At 69.4% G+C, this 18,081-nt stretch carries 21 protein-coding genes; 19 read left to right on the top strand and 2 right to left on the bottom strand.

Translation table 11 applies throughout. From position 1 onward, the window contains the following. Positions 1–149: 149 nt before the first annotated feature. The 5 genes from ADL03_RS10800 to ADL03_RS45230 all read left to right on the top strand — a co-directional run bounded on the left by ADL03_RS10800 (position 150) and on the right by ADL03_RS45230 (position 3,370). Positions 150–524, top strand: a complete 375-nt coding sequence (locus tag ADL03_RS10800) for a hypothetical protein (protein WP_157528460.1) — start codon at positions 150–152, stop codon at positions 522–524. An 18-nt stretch (positions 525–542) separates the two neighbouring features. After that, positions 543–1,022, top strand: coding sequence for a hypothetical protein (locus tag ADL03_RS10795; RefSeq protein WP_197288243.1), 480 nt, complete (start codon positions 543–545; stop codon positions 1,020–1,022). 28 nt (positions 1,023–1,050) lie between these two features. Next, complete coding sequence (locus ADL03_RS10790) at positions 1,051–2,283, top strand: hypothetical protein (RefSeq protein WP_053733237.1); 1,233 nt, start codon at positions 1,051–1,053, stop codon at positions 2,281–2,283. Positions 2,284–2,373: 90 nt separating this feature from the next. Next, positions 2,374–3,222 carry a helix-turn-helix transcriptional regulator gene (locus ADL03_RS10785; protein ID WP_053733236.1) on the top strand — a complete coding sequence of 283 codons (849 nt, stop codon included), beginning with the start codon at positions 2,374–2,376 and terminating at the stop codon, positions 3,220–3,222. Then, positions 3,200–3,370 carry a DUF397 domain-containing protein gene (locus tag ADL03_RS45230; protein ID WP_082373033.1) on the top strand — a complete coding sequence of 57 codons (171 nt, stop codon included), beginning with the start codon at positions 3,200–3,202 and terminating at the stop codon, positions 3,368–3,370. Before ADL03_RS10785 ends, ADL03_RS45230 begins: the two co-directional genes overlap by 23 nt. On the opposite strand, the gene ADL03_RS10780 is transcribed toward ADL03_RS45230, so the two are convergent. Next, a complete protein-coding gene (locus ADL03_RS10780; RefSeq protein ID WP_053733235.1) occupies positions 3,367–4,599 on the bottom strand; it encodes an isochorismate synthase MenF in 1,233 nt (410 codons plus the stop codon). The two genes, ADL03_RS45230 and ADL03_RS10780, sit on opposite strands and share 4 nt — an antisense overlap. Before the next feature lie 63 nt (positions 4,600–4,662). Here ADL03_RS10780 and ADL03_RS10775 point away from each other — a divergent pair, with 63 nt between their 5' ends. The 8 genes from ADL03_RS10775 to ADL03_RS10740 all read left to right on the top strand — a co-directional run bounded on the left by ADL03_RS10775 (position 4,663) and on the right by ADL03_RS10740 (position 10,127). Further along, positions 4,663–5,109: a DUF3592 domain-containing protein gene (locus ADL03_RS10775; protein ID WP_082373032.1), complete on the top strand. Its 447-nt coding sequence runs from the start codon at positions 4,663–4,665 to the stop codon at positions 5,107–5,109. A gap of 9 nt (positions 5,110–5,118) precedes the next feature. Next, positions 5,119–6,075: a 1,2-phenylacetyl-CoA epoxidase subunit PaaA gene (paaA, locus tag ADL03_RS10770; RefSeq protein ID WP_053733233.1), complete on the top strand. Its 957-nt coding sequence runs from the start codon at positions 5,119–5,121 to the stop codon at positions 6,073–6,075. Then, positions 6,072–6,356, top strand: coding sequence for a 1,2-phenylacetyl-CoA epoxidase subunit PaaB (paaB, locus tag ADL03_RS10765; RefSeq protein WP_053733232.1), 285 nt, complete (start codon positions 6,072–6,074; stop codon positions 6,354–6,356). The genes paaA and paaB overlap by 4 nt, the downstream gene beginning before the upstream one ends. Next, positions 6,353–7,237, top strand: coding sequence for a 1,2-phenylacetyl-CoA epoxidase subunit PaaC (paaC, locus tag ADL03_RS10760; RefSeq protein ID WP_053733231.1), 885 nt, complete (start codon positions 6,353–6,355; stop codon positions 7,235–7,237). Before paaB ends, paaC begins: the two co-directional genes overlap by 4 nt. Next, complete coding sequence (gene paaD, locus ADL03_RS10755; protein ID WP_157528454.1) at positions 7,234–7,725, top strand: 1,2-phenylacetyl-CoA epoxidase subunit PaaD; 492 nt, start codon at positions 7,234–7,236, stop codon at positions 7,723–7,725. The genes paaC and paaD overlap by 4 nt, the downstream gene beginning before the upstream one ends. A 1-nt stretch (position 7,726) precedes the next feature. Continuing rightward, entirely contained in the window at positions 7,727–8,782 is a 1,056-nt protein-coding gene (paaE, locus tag ADL03_RS10750; RefSeq protein WP_053733229.1) for a 1,2-phenylacetyl-CoA epoxidase subunit PaaE, read from the top strand. A gap of 38 nt (positions 8,783–8,820) precedes the next feature. Further along, on the top strand, positions 8,821–9,387 hold the full coding sequence (locus ADL03_RS10745) for a hypothetical protein (protein WP_063798529.1): 567 nt from the start codon (positions 8,821–8,823) through the stop codon (positions 9,385–9,387). A 119-nt stretch (positions 9,388–9,506) separates the two neighbouring features. Beyond that, positions 9,507–10,127, top strand: a complete 621-nt coding sequence (locus ADL03_RS10740; RefSeq protein WP_053733227.1) for a hypothetical protein — start codon at positions 9,507–9,509, stop codon at positions 10,125–10,127. Here ADL03_RS10740 and ADL03_RS10735 read toward each other — a convergent pair. After that, positions 10,115–10,951: an inositol monophosphatase gene (locus tag ADL03_RS10735; RefSeq protein ID WP_053733226.1), complete on the bottom strand. Its 837-nt coding sequence runs from the start codon at positions 10,949–10,951 to the stop codon at positions 10,115–10,117. The genes ADL03_RS10740 and ADL03_RS10735 overlap by 13 nt on opposite strands. A gap of 145 nt (positions 10,952–11,096) precedes the next feature. On the opposite strand from ADL03_RS10735, the gene ADL03_RS10730 reads away from it, so the two are divergent. The 6 genes from ADL03_RS10730 (at position 11,097) to ADL03_RS10705 (ending at position 18,080) form a co-directional block, all read left to right on the top strand. Continuing rightward, on the top strand, positions 11,097–12,170 hold the full coding sequence (locus ADL03_RS10730) for a glycosyltransferase family 1 protein (protein ID WP_053733225.1): 1,074 nt from the start codon (positions 11,097–11,099) through the stop codon (positions 12,168–12,170). Further along, entirely contained in the window at positions 12,167–13,264 is a 1,098-nt protein-coding gene (locus tag ADL03_RS10725) for a glycosyltransferase (protein ID WP_053733224.1), read from the top strand. The genes ADL03_RS10730 and ADL03_RS10725 overlap by 4 nt, the downstream gene beginning before the upstream one ends. A 36-nt stretch (positions 13,265–13,300) precedes the next feature. Then, positions 13,301–14,017: a demethylmenaquinone methyltransferase gene (locus tag ADL03_RS10720; protein WP_053733223.1), complete on the top strand. Its 717-nt coding sequence runs from the start codon at positions 13,301–13,303 to the stop codon at positions 14,015–14,017. A gap of 145 nt (positions 14,018–14,162) precedes the next feature. After that, a complete protein-coding gene (locus ADL03_RS10715) occupies positions 14,163–16,145 on the top strand; it encodes an AAA family ATPase (RefSeq protein WP_053733222.1) in 1,983 nt (660 codons plus the stop codon). Positions 16,146–16,181: 36 nt separating this feature from the next. Next, the gene (locus ADL03_RS10710; protein WP_053733221.1) at positions 16,182–17,447 is read left to right on the top strand and encodes a geranylgeranyl reductase family protein; all 1,266 of its coding nucleotides are present in this window, start codon (positions 16,182–16,184) and stop codon (positions 17,445–17,447) included. Between the two features lie 270 nt (positions 17,448–17,717). Then, complete coding sequence (locus ADL03_RS10705) at positions 17,718–18,080, top strand: NADH-quinone oxidoreductase subunit A (protein ID WP_197288249.1); 363 nt, start codon at positions 17,718–17,720, stop codon at positions 18,078–18,080. Position 18,081 lies beyond the last annotated feature (1 nt).

The raw sequence follows: 18,081 nt of genomic DNA, 5'->3' as shown, positions 1-18,081 counted from the left end.
TCATTCTTGCCTTCCCGATCCTGCTCTAAGGTCAATCCCCGGATCACGGTGCCGGTGCGGGAGGGGAGCCTGTGACGGGTCAGAGCAGTGCGCAGGAAAGCGCTCAGGCATACGCCTTCGAGCGCTACTTCGCGCAGTCGGGTGGTCCCTTGACGGGATTGATGACCGGTGGCGTCAGCACGTTCGCGGTCGCGGCGAAGTCCGTGGCGGCGGCAGCGGAGGCGGGCGCTCTCCAGCACGACCCGCAGGCCGTCGACACCGCGATCAGGAAGCTCGACGAGTTCCAGCGGACCCTGGAAAGGATCAAGCGGAGGTCGTCGCTGCTGGCGACCAGGACGCCGCTCGGCGGTGGCTACGCGGACCGGGTGGGCCAGATCAACCAGGAGATCGGCCGGCTCGCGCAGTCCACGGTCGTTCCCGATCTGGTGAAGGCGATCGACGAGCTCAAGGCCGAACTGGACAAGAGCCGGAAGTCCTATCGGAACGTGGAAGAGAGCACCTCCGGCACGATGAACAAACTCTGACAGGAACCCATGAGCCGCATGCGTATCGCCGTAGTCGGTCTAGCCCTGTTCGCCGTCGCCTGTTCGGGCGGGCACACGAGTGGTGTGGCCCGGCCGGTCAACACCGAACCGACGGCGCCGACCGCTGTCGGCCAGACGTCCGGCACCGGGTTCGCCGACCTGAATCCGTGTGAGCTGATCAGCGGCAGCGAGGCGGCGGGCCTGGGCATCACGGCCCCGCAACCCCGCAGGACCGCCGGCTCGGAGACCTGCGAGTGGGACGGCAACGGCAACGGTGGCCTCACCGTCGCCCTGGACACCAAGCGGGGGGTCGACGGCCTGGACTACTCGGGCGATACGAAGACCCCCGCCAGGTTCGGGAAGCACCAGGGCTTCAGCGTGGCGGCACCGTCCAGCGTGCAGGTCGTGGCCAGCGCCGGTGGCGCGTCGACCGACACCACGAAGGCCTGTGCGCTGGCCACGAAGTCGGCCGAGCTCGTGGCCGCCAAGCTGCCGTGACCACGTCGAGCCGTCAGGGGGACGAACGATGCCGCACGAGACGCCGCGATTTCCGCAGCCGAACGCGAACTACTCGGCGCACAGCCACGCCGACATGCACCGGCAGGCGATGCAGGGCAACGATCCAGGCGCCGCGGGGGAGATCGCGGCCGAGTGGAAGTCGATCGGGGCCGAGCTGACCGACGTGGCGGTCGGGATCAACACCGTGATCAACGGCATGCGCGCGGGCTGGACGGGTGCCGCGGGCGCGGGGGCCTCGCGGGCGCTGACGAAGGTCGGCACCTTTACCGACGAGCTGGCGTCGACGTTCGCCGTGACAGGCGGTGTGGTGGAGCGGCAGGCCGAGGCGGCTGAGGCGGCGAAGAACAAGTTCCCGAAAGAGGTCCCGTTCGAGCCCGCGCGGATGCTGAAGGACGCGGCGAGCAGCCTCAACCCGTTCAGGGTGGCGGCGGCGCCGTTCGAGATCCTGGCGCAGCACGAGAAGTCGAAGGCCGCGAAGCAGGAGGCCGAGCGGGTCATGCAGGAGCGTGACACCGCTCTGGCGACGGCCGGCGCGTCGATGCCGGCCTTCGAGGACGTTCCGCAGGTGACCAACGGCCAGCAGGGCATCACGACAACAAGCAGTTCGACGTTCACGCGCACCACCGGTTCGGTGGACCCGGCGCCGCACCTCGGCAACCCCGGCACCGGCGATCCCAGGGTGAGCAGCCTCAGCGCCGCCACCCCGAACACCCCCGGCGTCGGCAGTCCGGCGACCGGGAACACCGGCACCACGAACACGGCGTGGGCCGCGCCGGTCACCTCAGAGACGCCCGCCCCCGTGCCGGTCAGCGGGACGCCGGGCGACCGCGCGCCGCTCGTGCCCGGTTCGGGCCTGATGACGCCGGGTTCTCCGACGGGCGCGAACATCCCGCGCACCGCCGCCGGTACCGGTCGCGGCGGAGCCGCTGGAGCGGGTGGTGCGGGCCGCGGCGGCGTGGGCGGCGGCCGCGGTCCCGGCCAGGGAAGTCCTGGCGCGGTGGGACGTGGTGCGTCCGGCTTCTCCGGTCCCGGCGGTGGTGCGGGTGCCGGACACGGTCCCGAGGGAGCGGCGCGCGGCGGTGCGGCGGGCAGGAGCGGTGCCCCTGGCGCGGCCGGAGCGGGCACTGGTGCCGGAAACGGCGGCGAGGAGGACAAGGAACACAGGTCCAACTACCTCGTGCCGACCGACGAGTACTTCGACGACGACCGCATGGTCGCGCCACCGGTCATCGGAGATTGACGGCGAACCCCGCCGCACGCGGTGAGTGCGCCGTTTTCACCCTAATGAGCCAGTATCTTGGAATAAGGCCACGTCATAGCCTCGGTGGACATGGCCCAAAGCACTCCATCCACCGCATACAGCCGCGACCTCGGCGACGAACTGCGCCGGTTGCGCGAGACCTGCACCGAGCTCAACGGCCACGCCATGGCGCAACGGCTCGGCTGGGACCCCAGCAAGGTGTCCACCATCGAACGCGGCAAAGCCAGGCCCAGCGAGATCGACCTGGTCCAGTTCCTCACCATGTGCGGCAAGGACGGCAACTTCTTCGACAAGTTCAAGCACCGCTACCGGTACGCCTTCGACGAGTACATCGTCCAGGTCTCGGACAACGTCCGCACCCTTGCCATGGCCGAGTCGACGGCTACCAAGATGCTCAACTACGACACGTTGACGGTGCCTGGCCTCCTGCAAACGGAGCGCTACGCCGACGCCCTCTACCGCGCGCATGGTGTCGCCCTCGCAGAGCGGATTCCGGCGCTCGTGCAGGCGCGAATGGATCGCCAGGCGGTCCTGCGGCGACACAATGGGCCGGATTGCTTGTTCTACATCCATGAGTTGGCCCTGATGCAGCAAGTTGGCAATGCCGAGATCATGGAGGACCAATACTTGCAGTTGCTGTTCAACGCGCGCATCGTGCGTATCGTCCCGGCGAAGGTGCTCATCAACTCGGCAGGTGTCCGGCTGTGGGAGTACGCAAAAGCGATGCCGGTCGCCTACAGCGAATCTGACCTGACCCACGTGTTTGTGCAGGATCCTGGCGCAATTGCACGCACCAGCCTGATCTTCAATCGCTTGGCCGAGGTCGCCTTGGATGAGGAACAATCGCGGAGCAAGCTGGCGGAGTACGTCGGCTCCCCGCGAGAGGACCTCCACAATGCAGGACCGCGCTTGGCGTAAGAGCAGCTACAGCAACGGCACGCCGGAGGGTGACTGCGTCGAGGTCTCGCTGACGAACGACGCCCAGGTGCGCGACTCGAAGCACGTGGCCGGTGAGGTGCTGACCTTCAGCACCTCGGCCTGGAATGTCTTCCTGGACCGGCTCTAAAGCCCCTCCAGCGCCTCCCGCATCGGGCGCATCTTCGCGTGCGCCTCCTGCACCTCGCTGTCCGGATCGGAGTCCGCGACCAGCCCGCACCCGGCGAACAGCCGCGCGGTCGACCCGTTGATCTGCGCGCACCGCAGTGCGATGCCGAGCTCGCCGTCGCCGTTGCCGTCGATCCACCCGACCGGCCCGGCGTAGCGGCCGCGGTCCATGCCCTCCAGCTGCGAGATCAGCCGGGTGGCGTCGAGCCGCGGGGTGCCGCCGACGGCTGCCGTGGGGTGCACGGCCTCGCCGAGGTGCAGCAGGGACGCGGACGACGACAACGTGCCGATGACGTCGCTGGACAGGTGCGAGACGTTCGGCAGGCGCAGGACGGACGGACCGTCGACGGACATGGTCGAGCAGAAGGGGCGCAACGTGTCCGCGAGAGAGGTGATCGCGTAGTCGTGTTCTTCGAGGTTCTTCTCGGACGACATCAACGCCGACGCGAGCTCCTCGTCGCTGATGCCGTCGTGCGGCCACGTCGTGCCGGCCAGCACCCGTGAGTCCACAACCGAGCCGGTGCGTCGCAGCAGCAGCTCGGGGGTCGCGCCCACGAGGCCGTCGACCGCGTACGACCAGCACTCCGGGTAGCGCCGTGCGAGGCCTTGCAGCACGAAACGCTGGTCGAGCCGTTTGTCGGTCACGGCGATGAGGTCGTGGGCCAGCACGACCTTGCCGAGCTCGCCCTCGCGCATGCGGGCGACGGCCTCGCGCACGGCCTCGCGGTACTGCGTGACGGGCAGCTGGCCGTTCGCGTACCGGACTTCCGACGGGCGCGACAGGGGTGTTTTGCGGGGGATCGAGTCGGCGGTGCCGATGGTGGTGACCCACTCCACACCGTTGCGCCGGCCGACGACGACCTCGGGGACGATCAGCACCGAGTCGCCGGGTTCGTCGGCGAACGCCATGGAGATGAACGCCACGGGTCCGCTGCCGGGAACGCCCAGCTCGTCGTCCACGTCGAGGCGGCCGACGAACTCCCGCCACCACGCGTCGGCCTGGGCGAACCGGTCCGGGCCGCTCACCTCCAGGCGCGCGGCCTCGCCCCATCCGACCAGGCCGGAGCCGTCGCGCACCCACGCGAGGGCCTGGTCCGGGTTCGGCAGCAGTCCGAGCAGGTCACCGGCCCTGTCCCGCCTCGACCGGACGCGGATCCGTTGCCGTGCTCGCGATGTGGGTGCTGATGTCACGCCTCGACTGTATGGACATGAACCTGAAAGCGTGGCACTCACCCGGCTCTAGACTTCTCAGTTGTGGTGGACAACGCAGTGACCAAGCCGCCGCTCGGCGTACGCGTCCGCCGTGCGGTCAGCCGTGCCTTGTTCATCGTCGGTGGGGTGGTCACGCTGATCTGCGTGCTGCTCCCGCTCGCGTGCTGGCGCGACGACGTCGCCATCGAGAAGCGCATGGGTGAAGCGGTCGCGCAGGTGGACTCGGTGGCTTTCAACAGGACGGTTGTGCGCTACGCCACACCGGACGGTCGGGTGATCATCCCGTCGCAGGGGATCCTGTACCCGGACGGTCTGAACGTGGGCGACAACGTGCGGGTCCAGTACGACCGGGCGAACCCGGAACTGGTCCGCGTGGCAGGGCGGTCGGCGGTGCTGTCGCTGTTGCCCGTCGGGACGTTCCTCGCGGCCGTCTGGATCGTCATCGCGGCCGTTGTGACAGTTCTACGCAGATTCCGCGTCCAGGTGTAACATCGATGCATGGCGGATGACCTGGAGCTGCGTTTCGAACGCACGGTGCAGGCTGAATCGCGCATCGAGCCGCGCGACTGGATGCCCGACGGCTACCGCAAGACGTTGATCAGGCAGATCGCCCAGCACGCGCACTCCGAGATCATCGGCATGCAGCCGGAGGGCAACTGGATCTCGCGCGCGCCCTCGCTGCGGCGCAAGGCGATCCTGCTGGCCAAGGTGCAGGACGAGGCGGGCCACGGGCTGTACCTGTACTCGGCGACCGAGACGCTCGGCGCCGACCGCGAGGACCTGACGACCAAGCTCATCGAGGGCCGCCAGAAGTACTCCTCGATCTTCAACTACCCGACCCTCACGTTCGCGGACGTCGGTGTCATCGGCTGGCTGGTCGACGGCGCCGCGATCTGCAACCAGGTGCCGTTGTGCCGCACGTCCTACGGGCCGTACGCGCGCGCGATGATCCGCATCTGCAAGGAGGAGTCGTTCCACCAGCGTCAGGGCTACGAGCTGCTCATGACGATGATGCGCGGCACCCAGCAGCAGCGGGACATGGTGCAGGACTCGGTGAACCGGTGGTGGTGGCCGGCGCTGATGATGTTCGGCCCGCCGGACGCGGAGTCCACGAACACCGAGCAGTCGATGGCGTGGCGGATCAAGCGCGACACCAACGACGAGCTGCGGCAGAAGTTCGTGAACATGAGCGTGCCGCAGGCGGAGGCGCTCGGCGTCACGTTCCCCGATCCCGACCTGAGGTGGAACCCCGAGCGCGGGCAGTACGACTTCGGCTCGCCCGACTGGGACGAGTTCTGGCAGGTCGTCAAGGGTGGCGGCGTCTGCAACGAGCAGCGCATCGCCCACCGGCGCAAGGCGCACGAGGACGGCGGGTGGGTTCGTGAGGCCGCCGCCGCGCACGCCGCGAAGCACGCCGCTCAGGAGCACGCCGCAGTGAAGGAAGGTGCCGCGTGAGCACGTCTTGGCCGCTGTGGGAAGTGTTCGTGCGGGGCAAGCGGGGCTTGAACCACGTGCACGTCGGTTCGCTGCACGCGCCCGACGCGGAGATGGCGCTGCGCAACGCCCGTGACGTCTACACGCGCCGCAACGAGGGCGTGTCGATCTGGGTGGTGCCCGCCACAGCGATCACGGCGTCGTCGCCCGACGAGAAGGACCCGTTCTTCGCGCCGTCGGGGGACAAGGTCTACCGGCACCCGACGTTCTACGCGATTCCCGAGGACGTGCCGCACCTATGAGCTTTGATAACGCGTACGAGTCGCTCCTCGGCGGGGAGGACTCCCACTGGGCGTTCGGGACGGGCTTCTCGGACGCGCTGGTCGGCGTGAACCGCGAGTTCCCGGCCGGCGTCGACACCGCGGACCTGGCCGCCTACTGCCTGATGCTCGGCGACGACGCGTTGATCATGTCGCAGCGCCTGTCGGAGTGGTGCTCGCGCGCGCCCGAGCTGGAAGAGGACATCGCCCTCGCCAACATCGCGCTCGACCTGCTCGGCCAGGCCCGGATGCTGCTCACGCGCGCCGGCGAGGTGCTCGGCAGGTCCGAGGACGACCTCGCCTACCTGCGCGACGAGCGCGAGTTCCGCAACGTCCACCTCGCCGAGATCGACTGCGGCCCCGGCCCCGGCGGCGACTTCGGCACGACGATCGCGCGCCTGCTGGTGTTCTCGTCGTGGCGGCTGGCGCTGTTCTCCCGGTTGCGCGGCTCGGCCGACCCGGTGCTGGCCGCCGTGGCCGAGAAGGGCCTGAAGGAACTGGCCTACCACCGCGACCACGCCGCCCAGTGGACCGTCCGCCTCGGCGACGGCACCGACGAGTCGCACCGCCGCATGCAGGCCGGACTCGACCGCGTGTGGCCGTTCGTGGACGAGCTGTTCGCCACCCACGCCGTCGAGGCGCGCCTTGCGGGCGTCGCGGTCGACCCGGCGTCGCTGCGGTCCGAAGTGGACGGTGTGCTGGCCGCGGTGCTGTCCGCCGCCGGTCTGACCAGGCCCGCTGACGTCCGCGCCGCCCGTGTCGCGGGCATGGCCGGTCGCGACGGCGTGCACACCGAGGCCATGGGCTACCTGCTCGCCGAGATGCAGCACCTGCACCGCTCGCTGCCCGGAGCCGTGTGGTGACAACGGCACTGGAGATCGCGTCGGCCGTGCGGGACCCGGAGCTCCCGGTCCTCACGCTGGCCGATCTCGGCGTGCTGCGCGACGTGTCCGAAGAGGACGGACGCGTCGTCGTCACCATCACCCCCACCTACTCCGGCTGCCCCGCGATCGACGAGATGGGCGCCGACCTGCGCCGTTCGCTGTTGTCCGCGGGCTACGCGGAGGTCGAGGTGCGGCTGTCGCTGTCCCCGGCCTGGACGACGGACTGGATCAGCGACGAGGGCCGTTCGAAGCTCGCCTCCGCGGGCATCGCGCCACCGTCGCGGATCGGCCCGTCCGTCGCCGGCCCGGTGCCGCTGAACCTCGTGCCGCCGTCGCGCCGGGTGGCGTGCCCGCAGTGCGGGTCGCCGGACACCACCGAGATCTCGCGGTTCGGTTCGACCGCCTGCAAGGCCCTGCGCCGGTGCAACACCTGCTCCGAGCCCTTCGAGCACGTCAAGGAGATCTGAGTTGACCTCCAGCACCGCGAAGCGGAGGGCGGCCTTCCACAAGCTGACGGTCGCCCGCGTCGACCGCCTCTGCGACGACGCCGCGGCCGTGACGTTCGACGTGCCCGCCGATCTCGCGGAGGAGTTCGCGTTCGCGGCCGGCCAGTACCTGACCCTGCGCCAGGGCGACGAACGCCGCTCCTACTCGATCTGCGCCCCCGCCGGGGCCGCCCCGCGCATCGGCGTCCGCCGCGTCGACGGCGGCCGGTTCTCGTCGTGGCTGGTCGACCGGCTCGCGGTCGGCGACGTGGTCGAGGTCCTGCCGCCGCTGGGCAAGTTCACCCCGACCGGCACCGGCACCCACCACGGCTTCGTCGTCGCCGGCTCCGGCATCACCCCGGCCCTGTCGATCGCCTCGACCGTCCTCGCGACCGGCGCCCGCGTGACCCTCCTGTACGGCAACCGCAGCACGAACACGGTCATGTTCGCCGACGAGCTCGCCGACCTGAAGGACCGCTACCCGGCGACGCTGCAGCTCATCCACGTCCTCTCCCGCGAACCACGCGACGTCGAGCTCTTCACCGGCCGCCTGAACGCCGAGAAGCTCTCCGCGCTGTTCGACACCGTCGTGCCGTTCGACGGCATCGACGAGTGGTGGCTCTGCGGGCCGTACGAGATGGTCCAGGACGCGACCACCGTGCTGCGCTCCCGCGGCGCCGACCCTGCTCACGTCCACCACGAGCTGTTCTACGTGGACGAGCCCCCACCACCGCCCCGCCGCGCCGAGGCCGTGCTGGAGTCGGCGTCGTCGGTCACGGTCGTGCTCGACGGCAAGTCCACCACCCTGCCCCTGCCCGCCGACGAGCCGATCCTCGACGCCGCCCAGCGCGTGCGCGCCGACCTGCCGTTCGCGTGCAAGGGCGGTGTGTGCGGCACATGCCGTGCGCTGGTGACCGACGGCAGCGTCGAGATGCGGCGGAACTACGCCCTCGACGAGTCCGAGGTGGCGGCCGGGTTCGTGCTGACGTGCCAGGCGCTGCCGACGAGCGAGCGCGTGACGGTCGACTTCGACGCCTGACCGGAGTAGCCCGTTACTCCTTTGAGACCATATGGTCCATGTGGCACGGATTTCTCGACGAGTCGCGTCGAGGCACGACCTACCTGGTCGTAGCGGTGTTCGTTCGACCGCGTGACCTGGACACCATCCGGTCGGGGTTGCGCCGGCTGGTGAAGCCCGGTCAACGCCGGGTGCACTTCAAGAAGGAGAGCGACTCGCGCAGGCGGGAGCTGGTCTCCCGGCTGTGCGAGCTGGGCCTGCGGGCCGGTGTGTGGACAGTGCGTGACTCGGACGACGTGCGCGCCCGCCAGCTCTGCCTGTCCGCTGCCGCGACCTGGCTGCAGGAGCTCGGCGTGTCCCGGCTGGCGATCGAGAGCTGCGCCCATCAGGACGTTCGCGACCGGCAGACGCTGGCAGCGGTGCTGGAGAAGGTGGCCGATCCGTTCACCTACGAGCACCTGCGGCCCGCGGAGGACCCGTTGCTGTGGGCGAGCGACGCACTCGCGTGGTGCTTCGGAGCGGGTGGCGACTGGCTCCGGCGCGTCCAGCCGATGGTGGACACCGTGGTGAAGCTCGACCAGTGTCCAGAAAACGCGAAACCCGGCAACCGACCGTCCGGACGGTGAACCGGGTTCACTTCCGGCTCCTACTGGAACCGACAAGAAGAACTATAGCACCGATGATGCGCGACCCGTGACTCCAGACGGCCGACGAACGCGCCCCGAACGTGGCACGATCACCGGTCATGGGGGTCGTGATCCGTTCAGCGCTCTGGGGTGCCGCCATCGGCACCCTGCTCGTCGGCGCCTTCGTCACGATCATCGACGTGGCGATCCCGTCCGAGTCCTCGCCGTCGTTCCTCGTCCGCGCGGTAGCGATCCTGATCTTCGCGTGCCTCTTCGGCGCGCTGCCCGGCGCGGTGATCGGTACCGGCGTCGGCGCTCTCCGCCACTCGATGCGGCCGAAGGTGCCGAGGCCCTACCTCCCGGTTCACCCGCCGATCCCGCAGCGGCCCTACGACATGTGGTCCGAGCTGGTCGAACGGTGCGCGGAGAGCACGCGCAGGGTCGCCGCGGCGGTGCAGACCGTGCCGAACTCGCCGGCCAAGGAGTGGCTGCAGCGGATCAGCGGGCAGCTGGCCAAGGAGCTCGACGACGTCCGCGGCATCGCGCAGCTCGGCAGGGCGCTGGGCGCGGTCGACCGGCAGCACCCCGTCTACCAGCGGCTGCTGCGGGCCGCGCACGACTTCCACCAGTTCGAGAACGAGGTGGGGCGGGTCGCGCTGCAGATGTTCGACCACCCGGAGCTCGACGAGGCGCGCACGCACCTCGAGGTCCTCGAGCGGCAGTTGCCTCAGCTCAGTTGACCGTTCAACGCCGACTGCCACCAGCCGAGGACCTCGTCCGCGGCGTCCGGTGCTGCCACGAGCAGGCCGTCCGCCGGCAGCTGGGCGCCCTCGCCGCGGCGGTCCAGTACGACGGCGCCGGACTCGACGGCGAGCGACACGGCGCCGGCGACGTCCCACTCGTGGTAGCCGTGCAGCACGGCGGCGGCGACATGGCCGAGTGCCACCTGGGCCACGGCCAGGCACTTCGAGCCCAGCACGCGCACGCCCGTGCCCGCTGTCGCCGCCGTGGAGATGAACTCGCCCATGCCCGCCCACGGGCCCGTGCGGGTCATCTCGGTGCACACGACCAGCGAGTCGCCCTGGCGTTCGGAGAGGCGCACGGGCGTGCCGTTGGCACGCATGCCGCGGCCTCGGGCGGCAGCGTAGATTTGCGCCCGGTACGGATCGGCGACCACACCGACTACCGGGCCCCACCTGTCCACGAGCGCCAGGCTGTAGGCGCACCAGGGCATGCCGGCCGTGTAGTTGGCGGTGCCGTCGACCGGGTCGACCACCCAGCGGAACTCCGAGTCGCCGGGGACGTCGACGTCGGAGTTTTCACAGAAGACCGGAATGGACGGGAACTCAGCGGTGAGCACGCGTCGGGTGTGGCGTTCGAGAGTGCGGTCGGTGTCGGTGACCCAGTCGAACGGCGACTCGTCGGAGTCGGGACGCACGCCGCGGCCGGCTGTGGCCATGATGACGTCCGAGGCGTCGTTCGCGAGGCGACCGGCCACTTCCAGCGCTATCGACACCAGTCCGGGGTCGACTGGATGCGCGGGACGGGACGACAAGACGGTCATGCTGGCTTAGTCTCACCGCGTCGGATGACCGGAACACGACCGTCAGATGACCAAACGACGATCACCTGGCCACGACGTGAGGTGTTCTGACCGCGTCAAATTTCGCGTCACGCGGACTTCACACCAGCACTACAAGGTAGGTTCTGTGCGCGTAGCGATCGTGACCGAGAGCTTCCTGCCCCAGGTGAACGGGGTGACCAACTCCGTGCTCCGCGTCCTGGAGCACTTGCGCCGCAGAGGCCACGAGGCCATGGTGGTCGCCCCCGGCGCCGGTGAGGACTCCATCCACGGCACGCCCGTCATGAGAGTCCCCGCCGTCGACGTGCCGATCGTGACGAGCCTCCCGATCGGCGTGCCCAGCCCGAAGGTGCTCCACGCCGTGGCCGACTTCCAGCCGGACGTGGTGCACCTCGCGTCGCCGTTCGTGCTGGGCGCGTACGGGCTCAGAGCCGCGCGCAAGCTCGACGTGCCGACCGTCGCCGTCTACCAGACCGACGTCGCCGGGTTCGCCGGCAGCTACGGCCTCGGCCTCACCAAGCGCGCCGCGTGGCGGTGGACCAAGCGCCTGCACACGCTCGCCGACCGCACGCTCGCCCCGTCCAGCTCCGCGGTCGAGGCGCTGGAGGAGCACGGCGTGCCGCGCGTGCACCGCTGGGGCCGCGGCGTCGACATCGAGCTGTTCCACCCGCGCCAGCGGCAGAACGACCAGCTCACCGTGGGGTACGTCGGCCGTCTCGCGCCGGAGAAGCAGGTCCACCGGCTCAAGGAGATCCACGACATGCCCGGCGTGAAGCTGCGCGTCGTCGGCGACGGGCCGGACCGCGAGCAGCTGGAGAAGGACCTGCCGAACGCGGAGTTCCTCGGCTTCCGCACCGGTGCCGCGCTGGCCGAGGCATACGCGTCGTTGGACGTCTTCGTGCACACAGGACCGCACGAGACCTTCTGCCAGGCCGTCCAGGAGGCGCTCGCCACCGGTCTGCCGGTCCTCGCCCCGAACGCGGGCGGCCCGCGCGACCTGGTTGCGCACGGCCGGACCGGGTACCTGTTCTCCGACGACATCGCGCGGTACGTCGAACTGCTGCGCGACCCGCTGCTGCGCAAGAGGTTCGGCCTCGCCGCGCGCAAGTCGGTGCTCACCCGCACCTGGCCTGCGATCTGCGACGAGCTGCTGGGCCACTACGCTGCGGTCATCGGACTCACTCACCAGGCGGCCGCTTGAGGATCGTTCAGCTAGCCAACTTCTACGGACCACGGTCGGGCGGACTCCGCACGGCACTGCACCACCTCGGCGCCGGCTACGTGCAGTCGGGCCACGAGGTCGTCCTCGTCGTGCCGGGCGACCACCGGGCCGACGAGGTGCTGGAGAACGGCGTGCGGCGCATCACCATGCCCGCCGTCAAGATCCCGTACACCGGCGGCTACCGCGTCGTGGACCCGTGGCGGGTCAAGGCGTTGATGGAGAAGGTCAAGCCCGACCGGCTGGAGGTCTCCGACCGGCTGACGCTGCGCGGCATGGGCGCGTGGGCCGGCGAACGGGGCATCCCGAGCGTCGTGATCTCCCACGAACGCCTCGACCGGCTGCTGCGGTTCGTGCTGCCCGAGTCGCCCGCGGTCAGGGGCGCCGACTGGGCGAACCGCCGCATGGCGAACTCGTACGACACGGTCGTCTGCACGACCGGGTTCGCGCGCGAGGAGTTCGACCGGATCGGCGCCCGCAACGTCACCCAGGTGCCGCTCGGTGTCGACCTCGCGACGTTCAGCCCGTCGCGGCACTCGGCGGACCTGCGGCGAGACCTGTTGCGCGGCAAGGAGAACCTGCTGGTCCACTGTGGCCGGTTGTCGCCGGAGAAGCACGTGGAACGCTCCGTCGACACGCTGGCCGAGCTGCACGAGCAGGGTCACTCCGCGCACCTCGTGATCGCCGGCGACGGCCCGCGCAGGTCCTCTTTGGAGAAGCGCGCGGCCGGCCTGCCGGTGACGTTCCTCGGCTTCGTGAAGTCGCGGATGGACGTCGCCTCGCTGCTGGCGTCGGCCGACCTGTCGCTGGCGCCCGGCCCGCACGAGACGTTCGGGCTCGCGGCACTGGAGGCGCTCGCGAGCGGCACGCCGGTCGTGGTGAGCCAGAGCAGCGCGCTGAAGGAGATCGTCCAGCCGTCGTGCGGCGCCGCCGTCGACGACCACGCCCACGCCTTCGCCACCGCCGCCGAACGGCTGCTCGCCTCCGGCTCGCGCGAGGCCGCCCGCGCCCGTGCCGAGGAGTACCCGTGGCAGGCGGCCGTGGACGGCATGCTGACCGCTCTGCGGGTGCCCTAGTGGGCCTCTCAGCGGCACTGACCTAGTCTTCAAGGCATGTCGCGAGCAGGTTTGGACAAGAACCCCCGCGAGGTCGCCGAGATGTTCGACGGCGTGGCCAAGGGCTACGACCGCACGAACTCGGTCATGACGCTGGGCTTCGACCGCCGCTGGCGGGAGTGGAGCCGGCGCGTGCTCGACGCCCGCCCCGGCGAGAGGGTCCTCGACCTCGCCGCGGGCACCGCCGTGTCCACAGTCGAGTACGCCGCCTCCGGCGCCTGGTGCGTGGCCGCGGACTTCTCCGTCGGCATGCTCGCCTCCGGCGCCCACCGCCGCGTCCCCAAGGTCGCCGCCGACGCCCTGCGCCTGCCGTTCCGCGACAACTCCTTCGACGCCGTGACGGTGTCGTTCGGCATCCGGAACTTCAACGACACCGTCGTCGCCCTGCGGGAGATGGCCCGCGTCACCAAGCCCGGCGGCCGCATGGTGATCTGCGAGGTCTCCACCCCGGTGTGGAAGCCGTTCCGCTTCGTCTACATGCGCTACCTGCTGAAGCTGCTGCCGCTGGTGGCGCGCTTCGTGTCCTCGAACCCGGCCGCCTACTCCTACCTGTCGGAGTCGATGGCGGCGTGGCCGGACCAGCGCACGCTCGCCGAGCTGATCGCGAAGGCCGGCTGGGAGGACGTCGCCTGGTTCAACCTGACCGGCGGCATGGTCGCCCTGCACCGCGCGACGAAACCGGAGCCGTCGAGCAGTCCTGATCAGGCAGAATAGTTGGAACCGAACGAAATCCTCCGGCACACTCTGCCGGATGAGCTGCAGTCGGTGCACGCGTAGCGAGATCGATACGGTTCACGGCAGCGCCGTGCAGGCCGACCAGATCGGCCAAGTGTCGATCAATTCTGGGGCATCGCTGTTGGTGCCGAGGCAGCTGCCGTACGCCCCACCTGGCTTCATCGGCAGGTCCGAGTACCTCGCGGCTCTGGGAGGGCTGCTGAACGACGGGGCCCCGACGGTCGCCGCAGTGGTCGGTACGGCCGGCGTCGGCAAGACGGCGCTGGTCGTCAGGTGGGCTCAGCAGGTCCAGGAGCACTTTCCGGACGGCACGCTGTACGCGAACCTGCGTGGTTATGGTCCCGGCACGCCACCGACGCCGGACGACCTGCTGGCGAGCTTCCTCGGCGCGCTCGGCGTCCATCCGGAGCGAATCCTTCCCAGCGAGGTCGACAGAGCCGCTCTGTACCGGTCGGAGCTGGCCGGGCGGCGCGTACTGGTCGTGCTGGACAACGTCACCGATGTCACGCAGGTGCGCCCGCTGCTCCTGAACGGGCCGAGTCGCGTGGTGGTGACCAGCCGTGCGGACCTGAAAGGGCTGCAAGCCAATGACGGTGCTCTCCGGATTCAGCTTCCGTTGTTCGACGAGCGCGAAGCGGAGGGACTGGTCGTCGCCATGCTCGACCAACAGCCCGAACCCGAGGTTCTGGCGGAGCTGGTCCGGGCGTGCGCGAGGCTCCCGCTGGCGATCAAAGTGGCGGCCGGGCGGATCGCGACGCATCCCGACCTGACGATCACCGAGCTGGTGGGCGAGCTTGCCGCCGAACACCACCGGTGGGACGCGCTGAGCATTCCCGCGGACGAGGACAGCAAGGTGCGGACGGTGTTCGAGTGGTCGTACGGCAAGCTCCCGCCCGATCAGCAGCTGATGTTCCGCAGGCTCGGGCTGCACCCGGCGCCGGAGATCGGTGCGCACGCGGCCGCCGCCGTTTGCGGTGCGAAGCTTTCGGACGCGCGACGACTGCTGGCAGATCTGGCCGACCAGCACCTGATCGAGGTCGCTGACCATGGGCGCTACACCTGCCACGACCTGTTGCGCGCATATGCGGCAGACCTCGCCGAGCACGACAACGACCGGGAAGAGGCGCGCCGCCGGCTGATCGAGTGGTACGCCCACCACGCCAGGAGTGCGTACCGCGTGCTCCACCCCGGTCTGACGGTCTACCACGAGCGCTTCAGCCTGGTCACCGGAGCTGAGCCGGAGCTCATCTTCGCCAAGGCGACGGATGCGTGGACATGGGCCACAGCCGAGTCCGTGAACGCGATCGCCGCTGTCCGTGCAGCGGCGCACCACGGCTACCACGTGGCCACCGTGATGATGGGGGACATCTCCACCGGCTTGCTGGCGATGGCAGGGCACAGGGACGGCGCACGGGAGATGTGCCTGCGAGGCCTTGCCGCGGCCCGTGCCCTCGGAGACCGGCAGACCGAGTGCTGGTTGCTGCAGCGCCTCGGTCAGCTGTACCGGTGGACCAAGTGGTGGGACCGGTCGGTCAACGTCTTCGACCTCGCGCTGAAAATCGCCCGTGAGCTGCGAGACCCGCTGATGCAGGCCAAGGTGCTGTGCCAACTCGGGTGGGGCAGCCTGCAGCGGGACGGGCTGAACGAGGCCCGTGGGCACCTGGAGGCTGCGCGACTGCTGATCACCGGCTGGGAGGGGTATCTGCCGAGCCTCATCGACTTCTGCCTGAGCGGGGTCCACGCCGGACTCGGAGACCACCGAGAAGCGGGGCAGCACGCGGAGTCCAGCCGCGCACTGCCGGAGCACTCCGATGACAGCGGTGCTGAGGCCCGCCCGATGGCGGGCGCCAGGAAGATGGTTGGGAAAGGCGCAAAAGCAGTAGAGCCGTGTGACGGTGCGTTGGCGGCCGAGAGTGAGCACGAAGCACCGAGGATCCAAGCTCTGCTGCTGAAAGAGTTCGGCGACTCACTCAGGTTCACGGGTGATGTCGAGCAGGCGATCGCCCGCTGGCGCGAAGCGCTCGTGCTCCTCGAAGAACGCGGTGACCACCACGCACCTCAGCTGAGGAAGCGGCTGGCAGCGCTGCTCTCAGCGGACGCCGGTTAGGCTCGCGAGAGAGTCACGGCACACGAGGGAGTCTGGATGAGCAGGCGCGGGATCAACGAGGACGCCGACGTCATCGTGGTGGGGGCGGGACCGGCGGGCTCGACCGCGGCGACCTACCTGGCCCGCGCGGGCCTCGACGTGCTGCTGCTGGAGAAGAGCTCGTTCCCGCGCGAGAAGGTCTGCGGTGACGGGCTGACGCCGCGCGGTGTGAAGCAGCTGATCGACCTCGGCATCGACACGCGCGAGGAGAACGGCTGGCTGCACAACAAGGGGCTGCGGGTCGTCGGCGGCGGCGTCACGATGGAGCTGGACTGGCCGGAGCTGGCCACGTTCCCCAACTACGGTGTCGTGCGGCCGCGGCTGGACTTCGACGAGATGCTCGCGAACGCGGCGAAGGCGGCCGGCGCGCGCATGCACGAGAACACCACGGTCACCAAGGCCATCGTCGAGAACGGGCGGGTCGTCGGGGTCGAGGCGAAGCAGGGGCCGGAGAAGAACCCGGTCACCTACCGGGCGCCGATCGTCGTCGGGTGTGACGGTGTGTCAGCGCGGCTGGCCCTCAGCGTCGGCCTGCAGAAGGACGACGACAAGCCGATGGGTGTCGCGGTGCGCCGGTACTACGCGAGCCCGCGCACCAAGGACGACTACCTGGAGTCGCACCTGGAGCTGTGGGCGCCGGACGGGCAGCTGCTGCCGGGCTACGGCTGGATCTTCGGCATGGGCGACGGCAGCGTCAACGTCGGCCTGGGCATCCTCAGCACGTCGAAGGCCTACGGCACCACGGACTACCGGCAGCTGCTGCGGTCCTGGCTCGACGGCACGCCGGAGGAGTGGGGCTTCCGCGAGGAGAACGCGACCAGCCGCATCGGTGGCGCCGCGTTGCCCATGGGGCTCAACCGCAAGCCGCACTACCGGGCCGGGCTCGTGCTCGTCGGCGACGCCGGTGGCATGGTCAACCCGTTCAACGGCGAGGGCATCGGCTACGCCATGGAGTCGGCGAAGATCGCGTCCGAGTCGATCGTGCAGGCCCTCGCGCGCACGGGCGTCAACCGTGAACGGGCGCTGCACGGCTACCCGGTGCGGATCGAAGAGGCGCTCGGCAGCTACTACCGGCTCGGGAACGTCTTCTCGAAGCTCATCGGCAACCCGGCGGTCATGCGGACCGCAACGAAGTACGGAATGCCGCGAAAGCGCCTGATGAAACTCGTGCTCAAGCTGCTCGCGGGCCTCTACGACCCCAAGGACGGCGACGCAATGGACCGGCTGATCGTGGCCGCCACGAAGCTCGCGCCGACCGCCTGAATTACTCCGAATAGGTGACGACACCGGCTCAATACGAGCCGGTGTCGTTTCGTATGTGTCGGTAAAGTTAAAGCCCCTGGTCAGACCCTGTGACGTAGGTCATTTACAGGCGTTCTACACTGGCGGTCGAGCTTGTGAATCACTTCACAACAGTGTGATCATGCTTGTGAACTGTTTCACAAGCGTTTGTTAGGTCCGCCTAACAAACGGGTTGCAGAAGTACCCCCTTAGGGTGCGCCTCGACACGCGAGGAAAGGACGACGGAGAGTGCTGGACCCTTACCTCCCCCTCGTATTGATGTTCGCGCTCGCCGGGGCGTTCGCGCTCTTCTCGGTGACCGCAGCGCCCTACATCGGACCCCGCCGCTACAACCGGGCGAAGCTCGACGCGTACGAGTGCGGCATCGAGCCGAGCCCGCAGCCGGTGATCGGTGGCGGCCGCATGCCGGTCGCCTACTACCTGACGGCGATGCTCTTCATCTTGTTCGACATCGAAATGGTGTTCCTCTACCCGTTCGCCGTCACTGCCGACAAGCTCGGCCTGTTCGGGCTGGTGGAGATCGTCCTGTTCGTCGCAACGGTCGGCTTCGCGTACGTCTACGTGTGGCGCCGCGGCGGCCTCGACTGGAACTGAG

The organism is Nocardia sp. NRRL S-836 (assembly GCF_001279525.1).
Lineage (GTDB): Bacteria > Actinomycetota > Actinomycetes > Mycobacteriales > Pseudonocardiaceae > Lentzea.
Note: the sequence above shows the minus strand (reverse complement) of the source record. Positions and strands in the feature narration are given on the sequence as shown.